20 protein-coding genes are annotated in these 22,735 nt (G+C 33.3%); 15 read left to right on the top strand and 5 right to left on the bottom strand.

All coding sequences use genetic code 11. From position 1 onward, the window contains the following. Positions 1-12: 12 nt before the first annotated feature. The 3 genes from AABL85_RS03175 to AABL85_RS03185 all read right to left on the bottom strand — a co-directional run bounded on the left by AABL85_RS03175 (position 13) and on the right by AABL85_RS03185 (position 2,484). Complete coding sequence (locus tag AABL85_RS03175) at positions 13-1,131, bottom strand: GNAT family N-acetyltransferase (RefSeq protein WP_341309179.1); 1,119 nt, start codon at positions 1,129-1,131, stop codon at positions 13-15. 88 nt (positions 1,132-1,219) lie between these two features. Beyond that, positions 1,220-1,888 (bottom strand): spermidine synthase, encoded by a 669-nt coding sequence (locus AABL85_RS03180; RefSeq protein ID WP_341309180.1) that lies wholly within the window; start codon positions 1,886-1,888, stop codon positions 1,220-1,222. A gap of 83 nt (positions 1,889-1,971) precedes the next feature. Continuing rightward, complete coding sequence (locus AABL85_RS03185) at positions 1,972-2,484, bottom strand: helix-turn-helix transcriptional regulator (RefSeq protein WP_341309181.1); 513 nt, start codon at positions 2,482-2,484, stop codon at positions 1,972-1,974. Between the two features lie 304 nt (positions 2,485-2,788). On the opposite strand from AABL85_RS03185, the gene AABL85_RS03190 reads away from it, so the two are divergent. The 10 genes from AABL85_RS03190 (at position 2,789) to AABL85_RS03235 (ending at position 11,508) form a co-directional block, all read left to right on the top strand. Continuing rightward, a complete protein-coding gene (locus AABL85_RS03190; RefSeq protein ID WP_341309182.1) occupies positions 2,789-3,940 on the top strand; it encodes a M14 metallopeptidase family protein in 1,152 nt (383 codons plus the stop codon). Positions 3,941-4,028: 88 nt separating this feature from the next. Further along, entirely contained in the window at positions 4,029-4,508 is a 480-nt protein-coding gene (locus AABL85_RS03195) for an Lrp/AsnC family transcriptional regulator (RefSeq protein WP_006258948.1), read from the top strand. 148 nt (positions 4,509-4,656) lie between these two features. After that, a complete protein-coding gene (locus tag AABL85_RS03200) occupies positions 4,657-5,661 on the top strand; it encodes a metal-dependent hydrolase (protein ID WP_341309183.1) in 1,005 nt (334 codons plus the stop codon). Between the two features lie 33 nt (positions 5,662-5,694). After that, entirely contained in the window at positions 5,695-6,645 is a 951-nt protein-coding gene (locus tag AABL85_RS03205; RefSeq protein ID WP_341309184.1) for a hypothetical protein, read from the top strand. A 121-nt stretch (positions 6,646-6,766) separates the two neighbouring features. Continuing rightward, complete coding sequence (kynU, locus tag AABL85_RS03210; RefSeq protein ID WP_341309185.1) at positions 6,767-8,056, top strand: kynureninase; 1,290 nt, start codon at positions 6,767-6,769, stop codon at positions 8,054-8,056. A 276-nt stretch (positions 8,057-8,332) separates the two neighbouring features. Further along, positions 8,333-8,920: a hypothetical protein gene (locus AABL85_RS03215; protein WP_341309186.1), complete on the top strand. Its 588-nt coding sequence runs from the start codon at positions 8,333-8,335 to the stop codon at positions 8,918-8,920. A gap of 70 nt (positions 8,921-8,990) precedes the next feature. Beyond that, positions 8,991-9,638, top strand: a complete 648-nt coding sequence (locus AABL85_RS03220) for a DUF4240 domain-containing protein (RefSeq protein ID WP_341309187.1) — start codon at positions 8,991-8,993, stop codon at positions 9,636-9,638. 63 nt (positions 9,639-9,701) lie between these two features. After that, positions 9,702-10,370, top strand: coding sequence for a hypothetical protein (locus AABL85_RS03225; protein WP_341309188.1), 669 nt, complete (start codon positions 9,702-9,704; stop codon positions 10,368-10,370). Continuing rightward, a complete protein-coding gene (locus AABL85_RS03230; protein ID WP_341309189.1) occupies positions 10,348-10,959 on the top strand; it encodes an SMI1/KNR4 family protein in 612 nt (203 codons plus the stop codon). Before AABL85_RS03225 ends, AABL85_RS03230 begins: the two co-directional genes overlap by 23 nt. A gap of 15 nt (positions 10,960-10,974) precedes the next feature. Continuing rightward, positions 10,975-11,508 (top strand): DUF4303 domain-containing protein, encoded by a 534-nt coding sequence (locus AABL85_RS03235; protein WP_341309190.1) that lies wholly within the window; start codon positions 10,975-10,977, stop codon positions 11,506-11,508. Between the two features lie 38 nt (positions 11,509-11,546). Here the strand turns inward: AABL85_RS03235 and AABL85_RS03240 are convergent, their stop codons facing one another. Next, a complete protein-coding gene (locus AABL85_RS03240) occupies positions 11,547-12,776 on the bottom strand; it encodes an MFS transporter (protein WP_341309191.1) in 1,230 nt (409 codons plus the stop codon). A gap of 315 nt (positions 12,777-13,091) precedes the next feature. Here AABL85_RS03240 and AABL85_RS03245 point away from each other — a divergent pair, with 315 nt between their 5' ends. Together AABL85_RS03245 and AABL85_RS03250 are read left to right on the top strand one after the other, a co-directional pair. Next, complete coding sequence (locus tag AABL85_RS03245; RefSeq protein ID WP_341309192.1) at positions 13,092-13,850, top strand: hypothetical protein; 759 nt, start codon at positions 13,092-13,094, stop codon at positions 13,848-13,850. Positions 13,851-14,215: 365 nt separating this feature from the next. Then, a complete protein-coding gene (locus AABL85_RS03250; RefSeq protein WP_341309193.1) occupies positions 14,216-16,183 on the top strand; it encodes an OmpA family protein in 1,968 nt (655 codons plus the stop codon). Between the two features lie 234 nt (positions 16,184-16,417). On the opposite strand, the gene AABL85_RS03255 is transcribed toward AABL85_RS03250, so the two are convergent. Further along, positions 16,418-17,404, bottom strand: a complete 987-nt coding sequence (locus AABL85_RS03255; protein ID WP_341309194.1) for a diaminopimelate dehydrogenase — start codon at positions 17,402-17,404, stop codon at positions 16,418-16,420. A 790-nt stretch (positions 17,405-18,194) separates the two neighbouring features. On the opposite strand from AABL85_RS03255, the gene AABL85_RS03260 reads away from it, so the two are divergent. The 3 genes from AABL85_RS03260 (at position 18,195) to AABL85_RS03270 (ending at position 22,691) form a co-directional block, all read left to right on the top strand. Next, a complete protein-coding gene (locus tag AABL85_RS03260; RefSeq protein ID WP_341309195.1) occupies positions 18,195-19,118 on the top strand; it encodes a DUF6985 domain-containing protein in 924 nt (307 codons plus the stop codon). A 221-nt stretch (positions 19,119-19,339) separates the two neighbouring features. Continuing rightward, the gene (locus AABL85_RS03265; protein WP_341309196.1) at positions 19,340-20,830 is read left to right on the top strand and encodes a hypothetical protein; all 1,491 of its coding nucleotides are present in this window, start codon (positions 19,340-19,342) and stop codon (positions 20,828-20,830) included. 70 nt (positions 20,831-20,900) lie between these two features. After that, a complete protein-coding gene (locus tag AABL85_RS03270) occupies positions 20,901-22,691 on the top strand; it encodes a cytochrome-c peroxidase (protein WP_341309197.1) in 1,791 nt (596 codons plus the stop codon). Positions 22,692-22,735 lie beyond the last annotated feature (44 nt).

Here is a 22,735-nt window from a genome sequence, read left to right on the forward strand (position 1 = left end):
AGCCTTGTTTGTTTATTGAATATCTAATCGATATGTTTTGCGTTCTTTATGAATTTCGGGGTCTAACTGTTTCCACAATTGTTGAATTTTATTGTTTTCAACCAACAGAGGATTGGTTTCCACGAATGTGATATTGTGCTTTGTAAAACACTTGTATATTTCTTCAAATATTATTGCAGTTACTCCTTTGTTTCTGTATTCTGGATCTACACCAATTAAATAGAACTCTGCGTGGCTATTTTTCTTAATCGCTTGTAGTAAATGCCAAAAGCCAAAAGGGAACAGTTTTCCATTTGCTTTTTGAAAAGCCCTAGAGAAAGAAGGCATGGTAATAGCAAAAGCAATCATTTTATTATTTTCATCCATGATACAAGAGATGTAGTCTGGGTGAATAAATTGTAAGTATTTCTTCTTATAATGTTCTATTTGAAAAGGCTCTATCGGCACAAAGCTTTGTAAATCAGCATAAGTTTTGTTTAGCAGAGCAAACATTTCATCTACATAAGGCATCAGTTCTTTTATCGTTTTAAACTCTAATACTTTTACATTGTATCTCGTTTTAACTAACGCAGACATCTTATCTATTTTTGGCTTGTTAAATTTAGAAATATCAAGTTTGTATTCAATCCATTCAGCCTCAGGTTTAAAGCCAAGTTGTTGCATATGTTTTGGATAATACTCAAAATTGTATAGTCCTATCATAGTCGCTACATAGTCAAATCCTTTAGTCAGCATTCCTGCCTTATCCATATTAGAGAATCCCATAGGCCCTTCTATGTACTCCATCTTTTGACTTTTACCGAATGCGATAACAGTGTCTATTAATGCTTTAGTCACTTCAATATCATCAATCATTTCTAACCACCCAAAGCGAACTTTAGGTTTGTGTAGATCTTTTACTTCTGTCCAATTGATACAACAAGCAACTCGCCCTACAATCTCATTGTTTTTATAAGCTAGGTAAAAGTGTACATCTACGGTCTTAAAGATATCATTGCTTCTATCAAAACTTTTAATTTCTTCTTTAATCATAGAAGGAACCCAGTACTTATTGTCTTTATATAGTTTAAAAGGGAACTTAACGAATTCTTTAATTTCTTGATTCGTTTTAGCTTCTCTAATTTCAATCATTTTATATTGTTTTTATAAACTCAGGATTACAAAGATACTTATTTGTGATATTAGTAAAACAAGCTTTGTTTAATTAAAAGTTTGGGTGTTATAGTAGTTTTTTGATAGTAAGGAGTTCATTGTACTTCTGTTGTTTAGGATAAGATCGGATAGAATAGTTTTCTTTAGGAAATAAAGTATAGAACTGTTCATTACGAGTTTCATCTTCTTTTGTTAATACTATAGTATTAAATAGTATGAACCCATTTGGATTTAATATTTTTTGTATTTGCTCAACAAAATAGCGTTCAAATAAGAAGTCAGGCATTTTGGCATCTTGAAAGATATCTATGATAATTAGATCATAAAAGTCTTTAGAGCGCAAGACAAACTCAAAGGCATCTATGTTGTGAATCGTGTGGTTTGTGTTATACTGATCTATGTCAAAGTATTTCTTTCCAATAAACAAGATAGCTTCATCCAGCTCAACACTATCAATAGCATTTAAGTATTTTACTTCATCTCTTAATGTTTTTAGAACTCCACCTGCTCCAAGGCCAAGAATAAGCACTTTGCTCATTTTTTGTATTTTTTCAAAGCCTATAAAACTCAGACCATTTTTTAATACCTTTTCTAAATTTCCATAAGAGTAGTTAGTGTGTTTAGTGTCTACTACTAAATGACCATCTATCCAGGTGACCTCTAACTGCTGACTAACTTTTGAAGGAATTCTCTTTTCTATAACAGGGGTAAAATAACTTATGATTTTCTTTATCATTTTTATAGCTCAACTTTCCTTCAAAGATAAATCAAATATTAAATACATAAAGCTTCTATTTTATTACTTGATATGAAATGGAATTATCGTGGTTTAAATTGACTGAATGTACCATCTTTATAAAAAATAACCACTTGCTCTATCTCTCCTTTATTTGTCCCAAAGGGAAAAGGAGGAAGAATATTTTTAGTATTATTTTCTTCTTTGGGCTCTTGAACTGGGGTGTTTTTTTCGACTACAATTTCTTCTTCTTTCTGTGAAATAGAAGAGGGTATTTCATCTTCTTTTTCAGCGGAAAAAAGATCAGTTGAGTAAGGAGAGGTCATGGGAGTAGAAGGTGGTGTTTGGATGATTTTAGTGATAGTAGTGGTATTATCTTTTTCTAAATAATTACCAGTTCCTTTGATTAACCATTCTAAACTTAGCTCCGGAAAAGCTTCATTTATCTTTAAAATAAAGTCTAAGCTAGGTTTATTTCTACCTGACAAAAGGTGAGATAAACTAGATCTTTGCACACCGATTTTGTCTGCAAAAGAAGAGGCAGAGTAGTCATAGTTGTGAAGTATAAATTCAAGTCTGTTTACAAAGTTATCCATAGCATTTTGTTTATAGAAGTAAATAGTTTTTATGTTTACAAATGTAATAAACTATAATATATTACAAATGTATACATATTTATGCTTGTAAACAATATTAAATATTAGGTTTAATTAATCACTATTAATCATCTGATAATTAACTACTAACACATTGATGTTTAATTTTGTAAACTTCTAAAGGATTACTAGGAGTACTCAAGGTTTAGATATGTTACTTCTGTAAACAATAGGTGCTTTTAAATTGTTTACAGATGTAAAAGATAAGTTATTTACATTTGTAACATCATATAATAATCAAGGGATGGACTATAACTTTTTAGTAGAAAACTATACGTATAAATGTGTGTCAGGTAGATATGTGACAGCTGACATGATTAGTGATTTTTTAAATGACTTAAACCAAAACTTCAAGGTCGAGGAGAAAGGAAGATCAGTAGAAGGGAGATCAATAAAAGCGATAACATGGGGCGTTGGTGCTAGACGTATTTTTATGTGGTCTCAGATGCACGGAAATGAATCTACTACAACAAAAGCAGTATTAGATTTTCTTCATTTACTGAATCAAGAAAAAGAAAGTTTTATTAAAGACTGGTATGCTAATTTTACCTTCTATATAGTTCCTATTTTAAATCCTGATGGAGCCCATTATTATACACGTGTAAATGCTAATCAAGTTGACCTTAATAGAGATTCTATTGAACTGACTCAACCAGAAAGTAGATTACTGAGAACTTTACTTGAAGAGTATAAACCAAACTATGCTTTTAACTTACATGACCAGCGAACTATATTTGGTGTAGGAGAGACTGGGAAGCCAGCTACTGTGTCTTTTTTAGCTCCTTCTTATAATCAGGAGAGAGAGATTAATGATAATCGATTAGAAGCGATTAAATTAATTGTAGCGATGAATATAGAGCTTCAAAAGGTCATTCCAGGTCAAGTAGGAAGGTTTGATGACGGATTTAATATAAACTGTATTGGTGATTATTGTCAAGCGCAAGGAATACCTACTATATTATTTGAGGCGGGGCATTATCCGAATGACTACGATAGAGAATTTAGTAGAAATATTGTTTTTAGGAGTCTTTTAATATCAGTTTCTGCCCTAATTGATAAAAACTACACAAGTAACACAGTAGAATCATATATAAGTATACCAGAAAACTGTAAAAACTTTAATGATCTTGCAATTGAGTTCGTTAGATTGAAAGAAACTGGCGAGGATTATATTGTGAAAATTCAATATTTAGAGCAATTAGAAGGTGATAATGTTAAATTTTGTCCTATAATTGTTGATATTATTAAAAAAGAAAGTAAATTTGTCCATCATCGTGTCAAAGAAAATCTGTTTTTTATAGAAAGTATTAAAAGGATAGAAGATGCAATGGATAAAAGATTAACTGATGTTGTAGAATTAGAGGGGCGAGAGGTTAATTATTTATTAAAAAAATAATAAAGTTTATTTTTTTTTCAAAAAATGTAAATTTTATTTAGTATTATTGTACAGAATTATAGATTATAATAAGATAAATAATTGATTTATGAGTAAATTTCGTTTAGATGAAATCGATCACCAAATCTTAGATATGTTGATTGACAATACGAGAGTTCCTTTCACTGATATAGCAAAAAAACTATTAATCTCAGCAGGTACTGTTCACGTTCGTGTTAAGAAAATGGAAGATGCAGGTATTATCCAAGGATCTTCTTTAACATTAGATTACGAAAAATTAGGATATGCTTTTATTGCATACATTGGAATCTTTTTACACAATACTTCACAAACTAAGTTTGTATTAGAACGTATTAATGAAATTCCTTTCGTAACAGTAGCTCACGTTACTACAGGTAAATTTAATGTTTTCTGTAAAATTAGAGCAAAAAACACTCGTCACGCAAAAGAAGTTATTTATATGATTGATGACATTGAAGGAGTTTACAGAACTGAATCAATGATTTCTTTAGAAGAAAGTATCAATGATAAAAAACGTTTAATGCACACTATCTTTAAAGAATTATAAGAACTGTGTATTTATAATATAGAAAGAGGATATCAATTTGATATCCTCTTTTTTATTATAATGATCAATATACTTTTATGTTTCTTTGTCGTTTAGGTTAGTTTTTCAGAGCACTTTTCTTTTTCTTTGTAGCTTTAATAAAAAAAATATGGACTCATTAACTCAAATTATACTAGGAGCTGCTGTAGGTAACGCTGTTGTTGGTCGTAAGATTGGTAATAGAGGAATCTTGTATGGGGCTATTGCAGGTACTATTCCTGACTTAGATATTTTAGCTATGTTCTTTACAGATCCTATAACTGCTGTAGAATTGCATCGTGGATTCACACATTCTATTCTATTTGCTTGTTTTGGAGCCATATTATTTGGGTATTTACTTTATTATAGAGAAAAAAAGAATAAAGTAACTTATGAAGAGGGGTTTTGGCTTTTCTTTTGGGGATTCTTTACTCACGCTCTCCTAGATATGTTTACTACATGGGGGACAAGGCTGTTTTGGCCTCTTGACTATTCTTTTGCATTCAAGTCTATCTTTGTGATAGATCCTTTATATACATTGCCGTTTGCTTATTTCTTAATACGCTCTATGAGAGAGAAGTCAGATCTAGACAAAAGAATGTTTTATAACAGAATGGGCTTCTATGTAAGTTCATTCTATCTGTTTATAACCCTAATGCTAAAGGCATTTGCTTTTTATAGCTTTACTGATGCATTAGATTGTCAAGGAATTAAGTATACAGAAATGTCTGTAAAACCTACAGTGATGAATACCATTCTGTGGAATGCGATAGTAGAAACAAAAGATTCTTTTTTAATAGGAGAGTATTCTTTCTTTGACAAGTCTGCTATTGTCTTTCAAGAGTTCCCTAAAAACCACATTCTGATAAAGTCCTTAGAGAACCATCCATTAATTATTCGACTAGTAAGAATTAGTGAAGGATATTATACTTTTTCAGAAAAGAAAGACGAAATTTATTTCAATGATTTGCGTTTTGGTTTACTAAAAAATGAAGGAGAAGAGGTACAGTTTGCCTTTAGCTATAGATTTTATTTAGATGATAAAGGTGAGTTGCAAGTAGAAGAAGTAAAAAAAGAACGAAAAGATGGGTTTAAGTTGTTGAAAAAGTTATGGTTTAGACTCCAAGGAGTATAATTCTATTAGAAAGACTTTATTATACTTTTATTTATGTATCAAAAGCATTTTATTCATATTATTTCAGAACAATTACCCGAGGGAGTAAAATTAGTTGACTTTATCTCTGAGTTAATTCATTTAGGAAAAGAGGCTTGCTATAGAAGAATTAGAGGAGAAGTAGAGTTTACTTTGACAGAAGTAGTAACGATAGCAAAAGCAATGAACATAAATCTTACTTCTTTAATTATTAGAGAAGGAGGAGATAAGATTACTTGTAACTTAAGGGTAATAAAGGATGATTCTTTAGAACAAATATACATCAGGACGTTAGAAGCTGAGTTAAACGTCCTAGAGGGGTTTAAACAAAAAAGTGGACATACACTTCATATGGTTTGTAAAGAGCTTCCAGAGTTCCTTTATTTTGCTTCAGATAACCTAATGAAGTTGCGTTTGATGAAAATAGAATTAAATCAAGACGTTCTACCACTGACACCATTAAAAAAAATAGAAATTACTTCATCTATTAAAAAAATTCAACAATTATATTGGCAAGCTTTACAGGACTTTAACCTTACAGTATATTTAGATCCAGATATTGTCAATGTTTTAGTATATGATATTCTATATTTTTACAAGGTTAATACACTGACAGAACAGGAGAAAGCTTTATTGCTGAGTGAGCTTAATGAAGTATTAGATCGACTTAGCCTGATAGGAAGCACAGGCAAGTATAAAAATAAAGATATAGAGCTCTATCTGTCTTATTTAGGATTAGCTGTTTCGCATAACTATTTAAAATCTGAAGGGCTAGAAGCTAGTATAGTTCACCTTGATAATCCTAATAGTGTCTTATCATTCGACCCTGCATTTAATAAAGCACAAGAAGAACGTATTAGAATGATAAAACGGACTTCTACCTTGATTAGTTTATCAGGAGAACTTGAGAAAATAGCCTATTTAAACAAACAAAGAGAGATTATAAAAAATATAAAGAGCAAGTAATTGCTCTTTTTTTGTGGGAATAGACATAGATATTCTCCTTTGTTTCGTTATTAGACACAGATTGAAAAGCTAGTTTTCTTTTATAATTGTTATTTGCATCTAATAAAAAAATGATGCAACAATGGCAAATAAAAATTTCGAACCAGGTATAGAACAAGCAAAAGCGCTTGATGAGAGAGATGTATTATTCAAGTTCAGAGAGCGATTCTTCTCTCTAGCTGATAATAAAATATATATGGATGGCAATTCTTTGGGATTAGCCTCTAAGGATGCAGAACAGGCTTTGTTACAAGTAATGGAGGTTTGGAAGAAGGAAGGTATTCTAATTTGGAACGTTGATAATGGGCATTATTTTAATTACGGTAAGAATCTAGGGAATAGGGTAGGGCGTCTGATTAATGCGCAAGAGAACGAAGTAATGATTACAGCTAATACAACACTTAATATTCATCAAGTTATCGCTACGTTTTGGAAACCAACTAAAGAACGTTATAAAATACTAGTAGACGATTTAAATTTCCCAACAGACAGATATGCTATAGATAGCCAGATAGCTCTAAAAGGGATGAAGGTTGAAGAGGTTCTAAAAGTAGTAGAGAGCCCAGACGGCGTATTTATTAATGAAGAAGCAGTGATAGAAGCGATGACTCCAGATGTGGCAGTCGTCTTATTGCCTTCTGTCCTATATAGAAGTGCTCAACTCTTGGATATGCAGCGCTTGACAAACGAAGCTCATAAACGCGGTATCTACATCGGTTTTGATCTATGTCATTCTATTGGAGCAGTAGCACATGATTTTGAATTAATCAATCCAGATTTTGCTATCTGGTGCAATTATAAGTACCTATCAGCAGGGCCTGGTTCTACAGCAGGACTTTATGTCAACAGAAAGCATTTTGACAAATCAGTAGGACTCGCAGGTTGGTTTGGAAATAAAGACGAAACACAGTTTCTGTTAAACCATCAGTTTGAACAGGCTGCAGATATAACAGCATTTCAGACAGGGACACCTAATATCTTTTCGATGGCTCCTTTAGAAGGCGTGCTAAATATTTATGAAGAGGCAGGAATGAAGCATATAAGGGAAAAGTCATTAAACTTAACAGCTTATATGATGTATCTCATCGATACTAGACTTAGACCATATGGATACTCTTATAACAACGAAACAGAAGATTATAAACGCGGTGGACATGTGGCATTAGTACACGATGAAGCTTATAGAATTTGTTTAGCGCTAAAGCATCATAATATTATTCCTGATTATAGAGAGCCTAATGTAATTCGCCTTGCCCCTGTGGCTCTGTATAATTCGTATGAAGAAGTCTATACGTTGATCGAAGTATTAGAAGTAATCGGTCAAGAGCAACAATGGAATAACTTTAGCAATGCAAGAGCGATAGTGATTTAAACGTGATTCAATTGCATAAGAAATTATATTTGTATTGATTTAGTAGCAGATTGCTTGAAGAGTTTTTGACCATTTCTTCGACAAAGATGCCCTCTGGGCTAGCAAAGCCCAAGAAATCCCCTAGCAATCCTCTAGAAAGCGCAAGCCGAGTAGCTTTATTATTCAGTACTATTGGCATTGTTTTAAATAATCTGGATTTAAGAAAAAAAAGGCTCTATAACCGTGTTGAGAGCCTTTTTATCTTTAGTTTTATAGAGTCAAACACAAAGATGAATAATGGTTATAGAAGTAGACCAATTGATAGATAACTATTTGATTAAGTACAAAGGGTTTATCAATAAAGAGAAAAGATTTTACGCAGAACAGAATGTAGATAGCGATTTTGTAGATATTAATCTGTTTTCGACGAGTAGTGATATTCCTGTTTTTAATATTAGAAGAGGAGAAGGCACAGGTCTATTTAAGCCAGCAAAATATGTCTTAACAGATCAACAAGGGAATATAGCAAGGTTAGAAATGCTTTCTTATTGGAAAACTCACTATCAATGTCGTCATAACTATAAGGTATATGATATTTATGCGCATCGCGGGCTAAAGTGCTCTATTTTTGAAAATAGGAAGCAAATCGCTTGGTGGGATAAGGAAAGAATAAATATTAGCTATGCTGATAATTATTTTATGATTGCCAATAATGATGTTAATCAAGAATTACTTATTGCGTTTTGTCTAGCGTATGATGATTATCATTTTGAACCATCAGATTATAGAAGACATTTCATAAGAGACAAAATAAGAATAAGTATAGGAAATATCTTTTTTGAGAAGAGAAAATTTGATAAAAACTGGAAGGCAAATAAATATTGAGTAAAACAGAATTCAATAGATAATATTATCTAAATTTATAAATAGAACTAGAACCTTAAAATATACAGAAATGAGTATTCTAAAAGCAACACAACAAGAACAAGATAACTTCTTTTGGAAGATTATAGATGAGTCTAATGAAGTAAAAGACTTTGATTGGGAAGAATATGACCAAGATCAACACATTGACCAAATGATTGATTTATTAAGTAAAACAGATAAAGATCATTTAATTGTTTTTGAAAAAGTAATGCAACAGCAATTACATCGATTGTATACAGCCGAAATAGCAGAATTGTACATTGTGTTGAATAATGACTTTGATGTAGAGGATGGTGTGATAGACTTCGATGATACTATTTCTGATGATGCATTTATTTATTTCAGATGTTGGCTATTACTTAAAGGTAAAGATTTCGTAGAAGAAATTACAAATGATATTCAGAACTTTGTAAACGGGGAGTATAGTTTTGATATCGGAGAGTGTGATGCAGAGGAGTTATTGTATGTAGCAGATTTAGCTAATGAAGAAATGACTGGTATCGAAGAGTCTGAAGAGATTAGAGATGCTATTTATGAATCTTTTCCAGAAGTAGTAAACTATGATGATGTGGAGGTAAAGATGAATAGAGAAGTAAAAGGAGGAACTGCACTACATAAGATGTATCCAGAGCTTGTAGAAGAAATATGTGATGTACGTTCTGACGTAGAAGAATAAGATAAAAAGAAGTATAGAGCACAGATGTTTTATACTTCTTTTTTTAAACAGTAAAAGGTAAGTATGAAAGGAAAGACATTGTTTAGGAGTTTGTTTATAGCAGGATTGTTATTTGTGGTAACAGAAACACAAGCTCAAAAAATAGAGAAAAATTATAGAGAAGACTGGACTTACTCGCATAATAGATATGATGCCAAATTAGAGAAAGCTTTCTTTGGTGGTCTAGATTTTTCGGATAATAATAGAAATAAAATAGAATTTTCAAAAGAGTATCTGAACCTAGAATACAGCGGAATTCTGGAAGATGATGAGTTACAACAATTGTTCTTAATGGATTTAGTTAAGAAGTATAAGTATACTAATCGTTATACAGCAACTTATGAGGTGGATATGTTTGGCAAAGTGACGATAAAAGATAACCAAGGAAATAAGATAGAATACGGTACAGATCTTTTTGGAAATAAAATATACGAAGACAAGAAAAGGGGAATAAAATATTCTATCGGAAAGGATTTAATGGGCAATTATAACTATAAATCTGGTAGAGAAAGCGCTAGTTTAAAGAAAGATATTTTTGACAAGTGGATGTATACAGATAGTTTTGGTAATAAATTAGAAATAGCACCAGAAACTTGGGGACGTTGGATAGCTCAGTTTAGAGACGAAGAAGGAGTATTATTCTATTTGATAACATTATTCTTTAGACCAAATGATAACATTATGTATAGATAAGAAGGAAGACATCATTATTCCTTTTACTACTATAGGTGATTCTTTATGGGAAGAAAATACCAGGCTAATCATAGCGTCTTTAGCAGATAATTGGGGAAATGATTTGGCAAATCCTAAATCAGAAAGAGAAATCCAAGAGTTAGAAGCTAGAATAGGAACAAATTTACCAAATTCTTTAAAGGAGTTCTATAAAGTGTTTGGGGTAGCCGATATAGGAGAAAAGCTGATTAGCTTTGATGAAATAGATTATATTGGTAAAATATGGGAACCTCATCCAGAGTACGGACCTCGATTTTCAGAGAAAGACTTAATGGTTTTACCTTACTTAGTTACTTTTAGTGATTATTTAGGTAATGGTAATATGTTCTGCTTTCATAAAGAGACTAAAGAAATCTATTATTTTGACCATGATAGTCAGCCTTATTTTACTAAGATGTTTGACCATTTTGATGATTATTTAAAAGGGTGTTTGATTTTTGCACAAGCAGATTTGTTTGGAGAAGTAGGGCAGGATAAAGTAGATCAATGGACAGAAGAAATAGTAGAAGAGTTGATAGGAACTGATTTGCTTCGCAAATGGAGATACTAAAATAAAACAATAAACATGATAGAAATAGTGAATTGGAAAGCGTTTGAGGAACACTATAAGTTTGAAGAATCTGTATATGGTTATGTGAGACAGTCTATAGAGTTGATTAGTCGATCTAGTTTAAAGGAAGAGGTGTTTTGTTCTTTTGCTTTTAACTGTAGTGCTTATAATGGGTATGTGTTATTGAGTTTAGATACAGATGTACTGAATAGAGAGAGGCAGTATTACCCACCAGATTGGACATATGAAGTTGTAGAAGATTATGTTTTAGAGCTTAGAGATCTTGGAGCTCGTCTTTATGAGCCTATAGAAGATGCATATCACAGTATTGTAAAGGATTTAGAAGATCAAGATCAATTCGATGATTTTACTAATGGCTTTTTAACTAGTTTGAGAAGAGTAATGGTAAGAATAGAGAGAGAAAGTATACTATCGCAGTATTTAAAAACAACTAATGATATATGGACTTTAGTGACAGAGATAGATGCAGATGAGGAGGAGGAGGAACGCTTACTTCAGGAGGAACGTTCTCGTACTACAGAGGTATAGATAAGCAATAAGGGAGGTATTACCTCCCTTATTGCTTATTATAAAGTTCGTTTGCGGATCAGTTTGTTCACTCTACCCATTAAAAGAATACTAATCGTAGAAACAACAACAAGTACATATGCCACAATATTATAATTGACAAGAGGACTGTTATCGTGCTCTTGATAGACAATCAGTCCTGCTATAGCAGCCGCGATACCACCTGATATTTGTTGAAGAGAAGAAGTAATACTCATATAAGCTCCTCTGTCAGCTGTATCAGGCACAGCACTGTTTAAGGCTGATGAAGGAACCATACGACTCATAATACCGATCATCATTAAGATATTTGTTCCAACGACTAAAGCAAATGGGATCTGAGAAAAGTTAGTATACACAACACTAACTATCATTAGCCAAATAGATGCAATGGTAAATAGCTTGTACTTACTTACTCTATCGCTTAAACGACCTATAAAAGGCATTAATGTTAATGAAGTAACTCCAGATATCATAAATAAGATAGGTAACTGATCTGGATGAACACCTAAGTTGTTTACAGCGAATATGGTTCCGAAGGGCATCATCATAAATCCTCCTACAGATAGCATGGTGATAGACATAAATCCTATTCTATAATCTTTGTTTTTAACAGTATTCCACAGATGTACGAGCACCTTTTTTTGAGGTTGCAGACTTAAGTGGTCTTTTACAGGTTTTAAATAAAGCGCAATGGCTATAGCAATAAGTAATGATAACCCTACAATCATAAAAAACGGAGCTTCCCAAAACCATTTGTTAGCGATGTATAGTCCTATAGGAATCCCAAGTACTTGACTCGCTCCAAATCCCATTTGTATAAATCCCATTACTCGTCCTCTCTGTTTGAGCGAGAATATATCTGTGATAATAGCCATAGAGATAGAGCCTATAACTCCTCCAAATAACCCTGTAAAGATACGAGCGAATACTAATGTCTCATAAGAGTTGGCTAAGCCACAGAACAAGGTTCCAATGATAAAGCCAATATAGAAGAATAGTAAAAGCTTTTTTCTATCAAATTTGTCAGCAAAACCTGCTGTCAGCAATCCTGCTGCTCCTGCACTAAATGCATAAGCAGATACTGCTATCCCAAAATTTTGTGTAGACATAGATAAGCTTTTTAGCAAGAGATCTCCTAACGGAGCCATAACCATAAAATCTAGAATAACAGTGAATTGTGTAATGGCTAATATAAAAATAACGAATTTTTCGTATTTTGTAAACTTCTGATCTAGTGTCTGTGTCATAGTAATATATAGAGATAATCCTTCGATTTATATATAAATAGATTGAAAGAGTGCGATGCAAATATAAGTGATTATTCTTTTCTTTATCTTTAGCTATTGAATGCTAAAATAATTAACTTTATTACTCAGAAATTTATTGTTTATACTATTTTATTTCTCTGTGCAGAGTAAGGATAACTTAAGTTTAATCAAATAGCACATATAGAGAACTTTAGTGACCTAATCAGGAAGGGAATGTCTTAAGAAAATGATCTTGTAGAACATTTATAAAAATATCTAGGATATAGGAGGAGATAATTAGATTTAATTAAAAAGATGATGAGTATAAATTTATATAAAAAAAAGTATAATGAACTTTCTAAAATGTTTAGAGAGAGTTATAGTGTTAATGACTTAGCGTCTGATTTATTTGATTTATTGTATGAACTACAAGCAGATGAACAAACGAGTGAGAATTTATTGCTGCAAAGTCATATTTATGCATTATTAGAGTATTGGGAGTCTGCTTATAAATTATTGCTTGAAGTTGGTGGGGATAAAAACCATAAGCTTAAAAATAAACTTTTTGTTTTTTCTGAAAAAGCAAAGACTCATAAAGATATTTTTGGAGTCAAGGATCTTCGAAAATTGAGAGAAAGAAAAACAATTGATCTTTTATTCCCCGAGGATATCGCTCTTGTAGATAACTATACTAATCATTATTGTATCAAGAACAAGCAAGTAGTGATTTTTAATAAATACTGTCCACTTGATCGCTTTGTCATTATTAGCTCTATCCCCTTCGATGACAGAGCTAAAACAAAAGTAATAGACTATATATATTGGCTTGCTGATTTAAGAGAGAGTTTAATTAGTTTCTATAATAGTGAAAAGAATAGCTTTCTTCCGTTTTTGGATGGAAAAGCAGATGACTACTGGTATGATACTTTAGCCTTATTTAGTGCTAGAATTTACTTGCATAATCTGAGTGATATTACAGCCTCTATTTCGATAGGAGACGAGCTTATAGCTGATCATATTATAGATATAGAACTTTCTAATAAAGAATGTATTGAAATGAGCATAGATGGGTAATAGAATACTATGACTCTTTCTGTCTATATGGAGCCTGCATTAGTTCGCTTACTAAGCTAATTAATACAGGCTTCCTTTTTTTGGTAAGAGAATTGCCTAAAAGAATCAAAAGCTTACTAGTCCAAGTGTATTAAGTGGACATTATATAGAGTGTAGACTTATTATATCGCATGGTGTTAAAAAGTATTAAATATTTAGTTTTTATTTGGTAATGATGTTTTTGTATTAGGGCTTGTTTTGTAAATATTTATAAAATACATATTAAGTGGTATTATTGTAGGTGTAGTTCTTGTTTTGTTGTGTTTTTGACAATACTTAATGTAGTTTTGTATTAGGTGATTAACCCCATATTCCCAATCTAACGTATGAGAAAACAATTACTAAAAACAGGTTTATTAAGTATTGCTTTATTTGCGCTAAGTACTAGTGTACAAGCTCAGCGTGTAGCTGAGAAGAAAGCCGATAAAGAGTATGAAAAACTAGCTTATATAGATGCTATAAAAATCTATGAACGCATGGCTAAGAAAGGATATATCAATGGAGATATATTGATGAAGTTAGCCGATTCATATTATTTTAATGGAAAGTTGTTGGATGCTAATAAGTGGTATACAGAGCTATTCAATGGTGAGTATGATGATAAGGGTACAGTGAAGATCCCTTCTGAGTACTACTATCGTTACGCACAGACATTAAAAGCAGCTGAACAATATGATGCTTCTAAAAAAGTAATGGAACAGTTTGTAACCTTAGAGAAGGAAGATTCTAGAGCCAAGTTGTATATCGCTAATAAGGATTATTTAAATACAATAGAGAATAAAGTAACTCGTTATGAGTTAGTGCACGCTAATATTAATACACCTTATTCTGACTATGGGGCTAGTGTAGTGGAAGATCAGCTTATTTTTACTTCTGCACGCCCTTCAGACAAGCTGTCTAGCAAAAAATTACACGAGTGGACGAATGAGAGTTTTACTACCCTGTACAGTAGTACGATCTTAGCAGATGGTAAGTTAGGAGAGCCTGTTGTGTATGCACCTGAATTGAGTTCTAAGGTGAATGATGCTACAGCAGTGTTTACGAAAGATGGTAAAACGATGTTTTTTACTCGTAATAATTCGAATCTAAAAGGAAAGCGTAAGAACAATAAGAAGAATTCTTCTCTATTAAAGATATTCAGTGCTACTAAGCAGGCTAATGGTACTTGGGGAGATATAAGAGAATTGCCTATCAATTCAGATAACTTCAATACGGCTCACCCAGCATTGACACCAGATAATGAATGGCTGTACTTTTCTTCTGATAGAGAAGGCAGTGAAGGGCAGTCAGACATCTTTAGAGTAGCTCTGTACCCAAACCATGTGTATGGAGGAGTAGAGAATATCGGAAATAAAGTAAACACAGCAGGGCGTGAGACATTTCCATTCATCTCTTCTGATAATTATTTATTCTTTGCTTCAGACGGTCATCCTGGTTTAGGAGGGTTGGATATCTTTTCGGCTAAGTTAGAGAAAAACGGAGTGATAGGAGAAGTAGTTAATTTAGGAGCGCCTATTAATAGCCCATTTGATGATTTTTCTATTTATATCAATAGAGAGACGAATGCAGGATATGTGAGTTCTAACAGACCTGAAGGCTTAGGAGGAGATGATATCTATTCTTTTATCCAGAAAGCGTGTTTAGAACATATCGTAGGTACAGTCTATGATGTTAAAACCAAAAAAGGAATACCTAATGCTACTGTAGTAATATCTGATGGATTATATGAAAAATCTAAAACTATACAGACAGATGAGCAGGGTAGATATAGTTCTGAGACTTTAGATTGTAGTGATAAATATCGTATTAAGGCAGAGGCTCCTGAGTATAGTACAGTAGAGTTAGTATTTGCAGCTGCTGATGTGACGGGTGATAAGGAAGTGAATATTGGTTTAGATAAATCATATGAGACAATAGGGATTAATGATGACTTATTTAAAAAATTAAAGCTACAGCCTATCTATTTTGACTTTGATCAATCATTTATTCGTAGAGATGCAGCCATTGAGCTAATGAAGGTTGTTGAGGTAATGAGAGAGTATCCAGCTATGAAGATAGATGTGCGTTCACATACAGATAGTAGAGGAAATGACACTTATAATTTGGCCTTATCAGATAGACGTGTGAAAGCAACTATTAAATGGATGATTTCTCAAGGTATAGAACCAAACCGTCTGACAGGTAGGGGATATGGAGAAAGCCAACTACAGAACAGATGTTCTAATGGAGTGCCATGTAGTGAAGCGGATCATCAGCTAAACAGAAGAAGCGAATTTATTATAATAGAAATGTAATTAAAAAAAGAGGCTTATGCCTCTTTTTTTAATTAGGAATTACCTGCCCTGCGGGCAATAGGTTAATCACCCCGCCTTTCAGGCACCCCTCCTAAGGTGGGGAATGTATAGTGTGCTGACTGCATGTCTAATCGGTGTGATGGACATATGTGATACGTCCTTACCTTGGTGTGCCGTATGGACGTGATATACGTACCCTATACCATAGGCAAAGATTCTAAATTCCTAATTGAATTACAGTATTTCTCTTCTTAGATCTTCAGCAGACTTAGGAGATAACGCACCTAGAGGGATATCATATACAGTCACAGCACCTGTTTCTCCTTTTTGAGCTAATTTATATACGGCACGTGAGAAGGCTACTAATACACTAGCTGTGAACTCAGGGTTGCTCTCAAGAGTTAGTCCAAATTCTATATTTTGTTTAGTCTCTGTCCCTGTGATACCAGATCTAAATACCTTACCACCATGAGGCATAGCAGAGTGATTTGCTTTAAGTTCTTCCTCAGAGATAAAGTGTACTGTAGTGTTATAATCAGCAAAGTAGTTAGGCATTGTTTTAATAGTGTGCTCTATGATAGAAGTATCAGCACCATCTTCTGCTACTACATAGCAGATACGCTCATGCTTCTCAGCTGTAGTTAACACAGGGTTTTCTCCTTGGCGAACTCTATCTAAAGCACTTTCTATCGGGATAGTATATTGTACACCGCCTTTAACTCCAGAAATACGTCTAATCGCGTCAGAGTGTCCTTGGCTTAGTCCTTTCCCCCAGAATGTATACGTTTCTCCTTGAGGTAAGATACTTTCTCCTAATAATCTAAGCATTGAGAATAGCCCCGGATCCCATCCTGTAGAGATAAGGCTCAACTTATTGTGATCTTTAGCCGCTTTGTTTACCGTATTAAAGAACTCAGGAATCTTAGCATGGGTGTCAAAGCTATCAACTGTATTAAACCATTGTGCAATATAAGGCACTTGCTCAGGTAGATCAGTAGAAGACCCACCACAGATAATCATTACATCGATGATATCTCTATAATCTGTGATTTGATCGATATGTATCGCTTTGGCTTTAGTAGGGATGCTTTGAGGATCTCTTCTAGTGAAGACAGCTACTAATTCTAAATCAGTATTTTGACGAATAGCAAGTTCTACACCTTTTCCTAAGTTACCATAACCTACAATACCTATTTTGATAGGCTGATTAGAAGTATTCATATTTTTATTTTAAAAGTCTGTACAGTCCCTTTAGTTGTAGGGAATTTCGTTTATAAGGGAGCTAATTTAGTTAAAACTTTAGACTTACTGTACACTAAATAGATTATCCGCAGTACTCCCATATATCTTTCTTTGATTCACGATGAGAAAAATAGGTTCTATAAGTCATTTTCTTATTCGTTAGGAGGGATTTGATTTGTAATCTCAAAAGGAGTTAAAGTTTTTTTGTATATTTGCAGAGTATTTTGCTTTAAATCAGATCCTTGTCTGCATACTTGGTAACTTAAAAGTATATAAATCAAAGCAAAAGCACTTCTTTATTTGGCTTTAAAAAGTACTATATTTTTTAAGGTTAAAAAACTCTCATTTAGTACTATCGGTTTAAAATTACTAAAAAACGCTTGTCTTGTTTTCCTAGTGTTTATGCGGTGTTTGTCGGTGCTTCGTCGGAAAAGCCCCCCTTTTTGCAATACTTTTCCGAACAACTTCCAAAGCGTGCCCGAACAAAGTGCTTTTTTTAGCTCTTAACCTCTTGTATTTACTGGGTTTGTATATGGTTCGGTAGTTACAGAACTAACATTTTGAGAATAAATGTTAGTGCTTTTTGAGAATAGTAAAAAGTACCATTTTCGTTTTAATAGATAGAATATATTTAGTTGTTATTATGTAAATCAAATATTTTGTGCCATTCAATTTGATAAAGGTCGATTATATATTTTTAGTAGAGTATATCTCATTCACTTTATAAAATATAAATTTCCTAATTTTAGCCTTGAAAAATAAAAATAGTATGGAAGAGGCACAAGTAGTAATAGATCGTATATATAGTTATCTAGACAGGTATAGTTTAAAAACGAATACAGATACAGTAGAGGATCTTATTGCTTTTATAGAAGAACAATGGAGGATAGCAGATGATAGTAAGTATAATGTACAGGCTGCTTCTATTATTATAGGACGTATGACTAATGAGTATATCCGATTAAAGGAGTTTGATAATATGATGTATTGGCTTGATGAGAGTGATAAACACATTAGCCGAGATCGCAATCCTGAACATATCCGAAACTACTATAAAGGAGAATGCTGTCTATCGTGTGGCAATGAGGAGAAAGCGCTGTATTACTTAAACTTATGCTATGCTGTAGAGCCTGAGTATATCTTCACTAGAGCGCCGTTTTGTTATACATTTTTTAATGAACATTTAGAACATCCAGTGGTATTGCCAGAACATCTAGATGAGGATGAGGTAGAGATTGAAGTAGCGTTAGAATTGCCTTTTTGGAAAGATTTTTTTAAAATGAAAAAGCCAATGCGCTGTGAGGTATTGTTAGATTATTTAGAAGAGGAAATCTCGCAAGAAGAGGCAGAGGCTCTCTTGCTAACAACAATCACTCAGCTAAAGGAGAAAGAACAATTCATTTTGGATAGATTATTAGAAGGACTGATGTCAAAATATAAGGAGTGGCAGCCTCGTTATGGATATGAGGGGGAAGATAAAGATGCTTTTATGCCTGATGTAATAGCTGTAGAGGCATTCGGTATGCTGATAACTCCTCTAACTGTTTATATTATACCAGAGACCTTAGCAGATAGCCCACATATTGGTTATTTATTTGATTGCTCTTGGGATAGTGAGCACGCATTAGGTTTTATGACCTATAATGATAAAGTAGAGCAGATAGGTGGAGCAGATAGTGCTTTTTGTTTGTAGTGATTTTTCTGTGTAAATTATTGATATACAAGGCGGTATTGGTATTCTGAATATTAGTACTGCCTTTTTTTATGAACTATATTTTGGAGATTTTACATTAAAGATACAATTCCTTTAAGTTGAGGCTGTTTATTTTCTTTTTGTTAAAGATTTATTAATTCGTGAGTAATGATTTTATTAAATGTCAATAGTAATTTTGGCATAACAAAAAATTTAAACTAATGAAAATTAACTACACATTGCCTACTTGGATTTTAGGTTTAATCATGACAGCGACAGTCGTGAGTTGTAATGACGATAATTCTACAAAGTCAGGAGAAGAAGACAACAAAGAAGAGCGTATCGAGTTTAAAAATCATTCTAAAACACCTGCATTTGTATATGCTATGCCAGGTTTTGAAAAATTAGAGATATTCTCTCTTATCTCAAGTGAAGATAAGTTAAGTGAATCTCCAGATTTTGTATTCGGGGGTCAGCCAGATGGAGCAGGATTTATGAAGGATCCTAAAGGAGAAGGATATTTGATGATTACGAATCATGAGATTATGCAATCTGTATCTCGTGTGACTTTAGATAAGAGTTTTAAACCTGTAAAAGGAGAATATATAGTAGATGGTATAGGAGGAATCACAAGGTTATGCTCAGCGACACTAGCAAAACCAGAAGTTCATGGATTTGGACCTGTTTTTTTGACGGCAGGTGAGTCAGGAGAAGAGAGTATGGTACATGCTATAGATCCATTAGGATCAACAGACCTTAAATCGAATACAGACCGCGTATTACCTGCATTAGGTAAAGCGAGTATGGAGAATGCTGTACCACTTCCGGCAGATGTATCTAATGGAAAGACGATTATATTAATCGGAGAGGATCAAGGGTATAGCTCTAGTCATCAGAGTGCTGGACAGTTAATTATGTATGTAGGGAATAAAGGAGATTTAAGTGGAGGTAAGCTATATGCATTGAAACGCAAGTCAGGAGGATATACTGAAATGGATATGCAGAAAGGAAAAGAATACGATGTAGAGTTCGTAGAGATACCAGCTGCTAAAGATCTAACAGGTGCTCAGATTAATCAAAAGAATATGGATCTAGGTGTAATCCGTTTCTCTCGTGTAGAGGATGTAGATTATAGAAAAGGGGCAGGTAATGGAAATGAAGTATACTTTACAGCTACAGGTCAGGCTAGTGGAGGTAATCCTGTGGCAGGATATACTATGTGGGGACGTGTATATAAATTAGTATTAGATAAAAATGGTATGATGACAGGTAAGTTATCAGTGGCTGCAGAAGGAGATAGTAAGCCAGGTACTGATCTAATCAATCCAGATAACTTATGTGTGACTGAGAACTATGTATATATCCAAGAGGATGGAGATTCATACTATGCAGATGCTAAGCACGATTCTTATATCTGGCAATATAAAATAGCTGACGGGTCATATAAACCGTGGTTAAATATGAAACACAACAGAGGAGATGCTGAGTGGCAAAAGAATTACAATCAATCGGGGAATCTAGAGAAGTTCGGATCGTGGGAATTCGGCGCGATGGAAGATATCTCTGATTTAGTAGGAGTACCTAATACGTTCTCAGTAAATATTCACTCACATACTTGGCAGAAAGACGAGTTTGCTAATGCAGATAAAGCTGGAGTGAATAAGAATAAAGAAGGAGGTCAAGTAGTGATCATCCGCAATGTAGAAAGATAGATTAGAATATAGTGTTTTGTAACCTCTAGAGGTATATTCTATATACTGCTGGAGGTCTTTTTTTATGCCTATGAGAATTTTTAGATATATTACAATAATAGTTTTAGCTATAAGTCTATGGAGTTGTACTGATAAGACTAAAGCGTATCAAGACATTAAGTATAACAACTACTTAATACCTAAAATAGATAGTTTAGCCCATAATATAGATCAATTAGTAAAAAAAGTAGAAGATCGAGCTGATAGTACAGCGATTAGAGAAGCTTTTGTCTCTAGTAGATTAGCTTATAAAGAGATAGAGTGGGCAGTGTCTTACTTTCTACCCCATACGAGCAAAGCAATTAATGGGCCAGCATTAGACAAGTTAGACTTAGATGAAAATAAGTTTATCCCTGCAGAGGGATTTCAGGTAGTAGAAGAATATCTATATCCAGAAGTTAATACAGAAGAGTTTTCTGACCTATTATTAGATAGTAAGCGGCTGAAGAACTTTGCTCTAAGTATGCGTAAGAATTTTGAGGTGATTACTATTTCAGAAGACTTGGTATTAGAAGCGTTAAAGATGGAGGTATTTCAGATTATCGCATTAGGAATTACAGGTTTTGACACTCCAGCTAGTAAATTACAATTTATAGAGGCTACTGCAAGTTTAAAAGGAGTAAAGCAAGCACTACTTATAAATAAAGAGTGGGATAAATTAGAGGAAGTAAAAGAGGTTATTAGCTTAATAGATAAGGCAATGGCCATCTGTGACAAGAATCCTGATAAAAACACATTTGATTACCTAACGTTGATTACTGCGTATCTAGATCCGATTTCGCAAGGGATAGTAGATGTACAACATGCGTTAAACATACCGTTTAGGGATGGAAATCAAGTGGTAAAAGGAAGTGTGAGATCTTTATTTGATAAAGATTTGATTAACCTTAATGCCTTTATGCCAGATTCTACCTATTACTTGACTCCTGATAAAATAGCGTTAGGAAAAGAATTGTTTTTTGACAAACAGTTGTCTAAGAATGGCGTGAGAAGCTGTGCAGACTGTCACCATAAGGATAAAGCTTATACAGATGGGCTGAAAACTGCCTTAGACCTAAAGGAGAGTCCATTAGCGCGCAATACACCATCTCTAAACTATGCGTCTTATTATCACGGACAATTCTGGGATATGAGAAGTGTGACTCTAGAAAGTCAGTCTTCTGATGTGATTACGAATAAGGATGAAATGCATGGAGATCTAAAAGAAATAGTCATTCACTTAAATGAATCAGAAACATATAAGAAGCAGTTTAAAACGGTCTTTAATTCGGATAAAGATATTGAAGTATGGCAGTTAGAGAATGCTTTAGCAACATTTATACGTTCGTTATCTGTTTTTAATTCTCGTTTTGATCAATATATGCGAGGAGATAATAAAGCGATGACAGAACAGGAAAAAAATGGTTTTAATCTATTCGTAGGTAAGGCACAGTGTGCCACTTGTCACTTTATGCCTGTGTTTAATGGAACAGTGCCTCCGTATTTTACCAATTCAGAACAAGAAGTATTAGGTGTTCCAGCTAATAAAGAAGGGACAGTGTTAGATGCTGATTTGGGTAGATATGTCTATAATACAGATCTACCACAACTAAAACATTCCTTTAAAACTACTACGGTTAGAAATATAGGAGAGAGTGGTCCTTATATGCATAATGGAGTGTATGGCACACTAGAGGAAGTGATGGATTTTTATAATAAAGGAGGGGGATTAGGTTTAGGACTAAAAGTCGAAAGTCAAACTTTGCCAGAAGATCCTTTAGATTTAACAGAAGGTGAAATCGCTGATATAATAGTATTTATGAAAGCATTAAGCGATCAATAATAGAAGTTAAAATAGTTTTAAAGCTCACTGTGTAGGACAATACA

Origin of the sequence: Myroides odoratimimus (genome assembly GCF_038039805.1) — a bacterium.
GTDB classification, from domain to species: Bacteria; Bacteroidota; Bacteroidia; order Flavobacteriales; family Flavobacteriaceae; genus Flavobacterium; species Flavobacterium odoratimimum_B.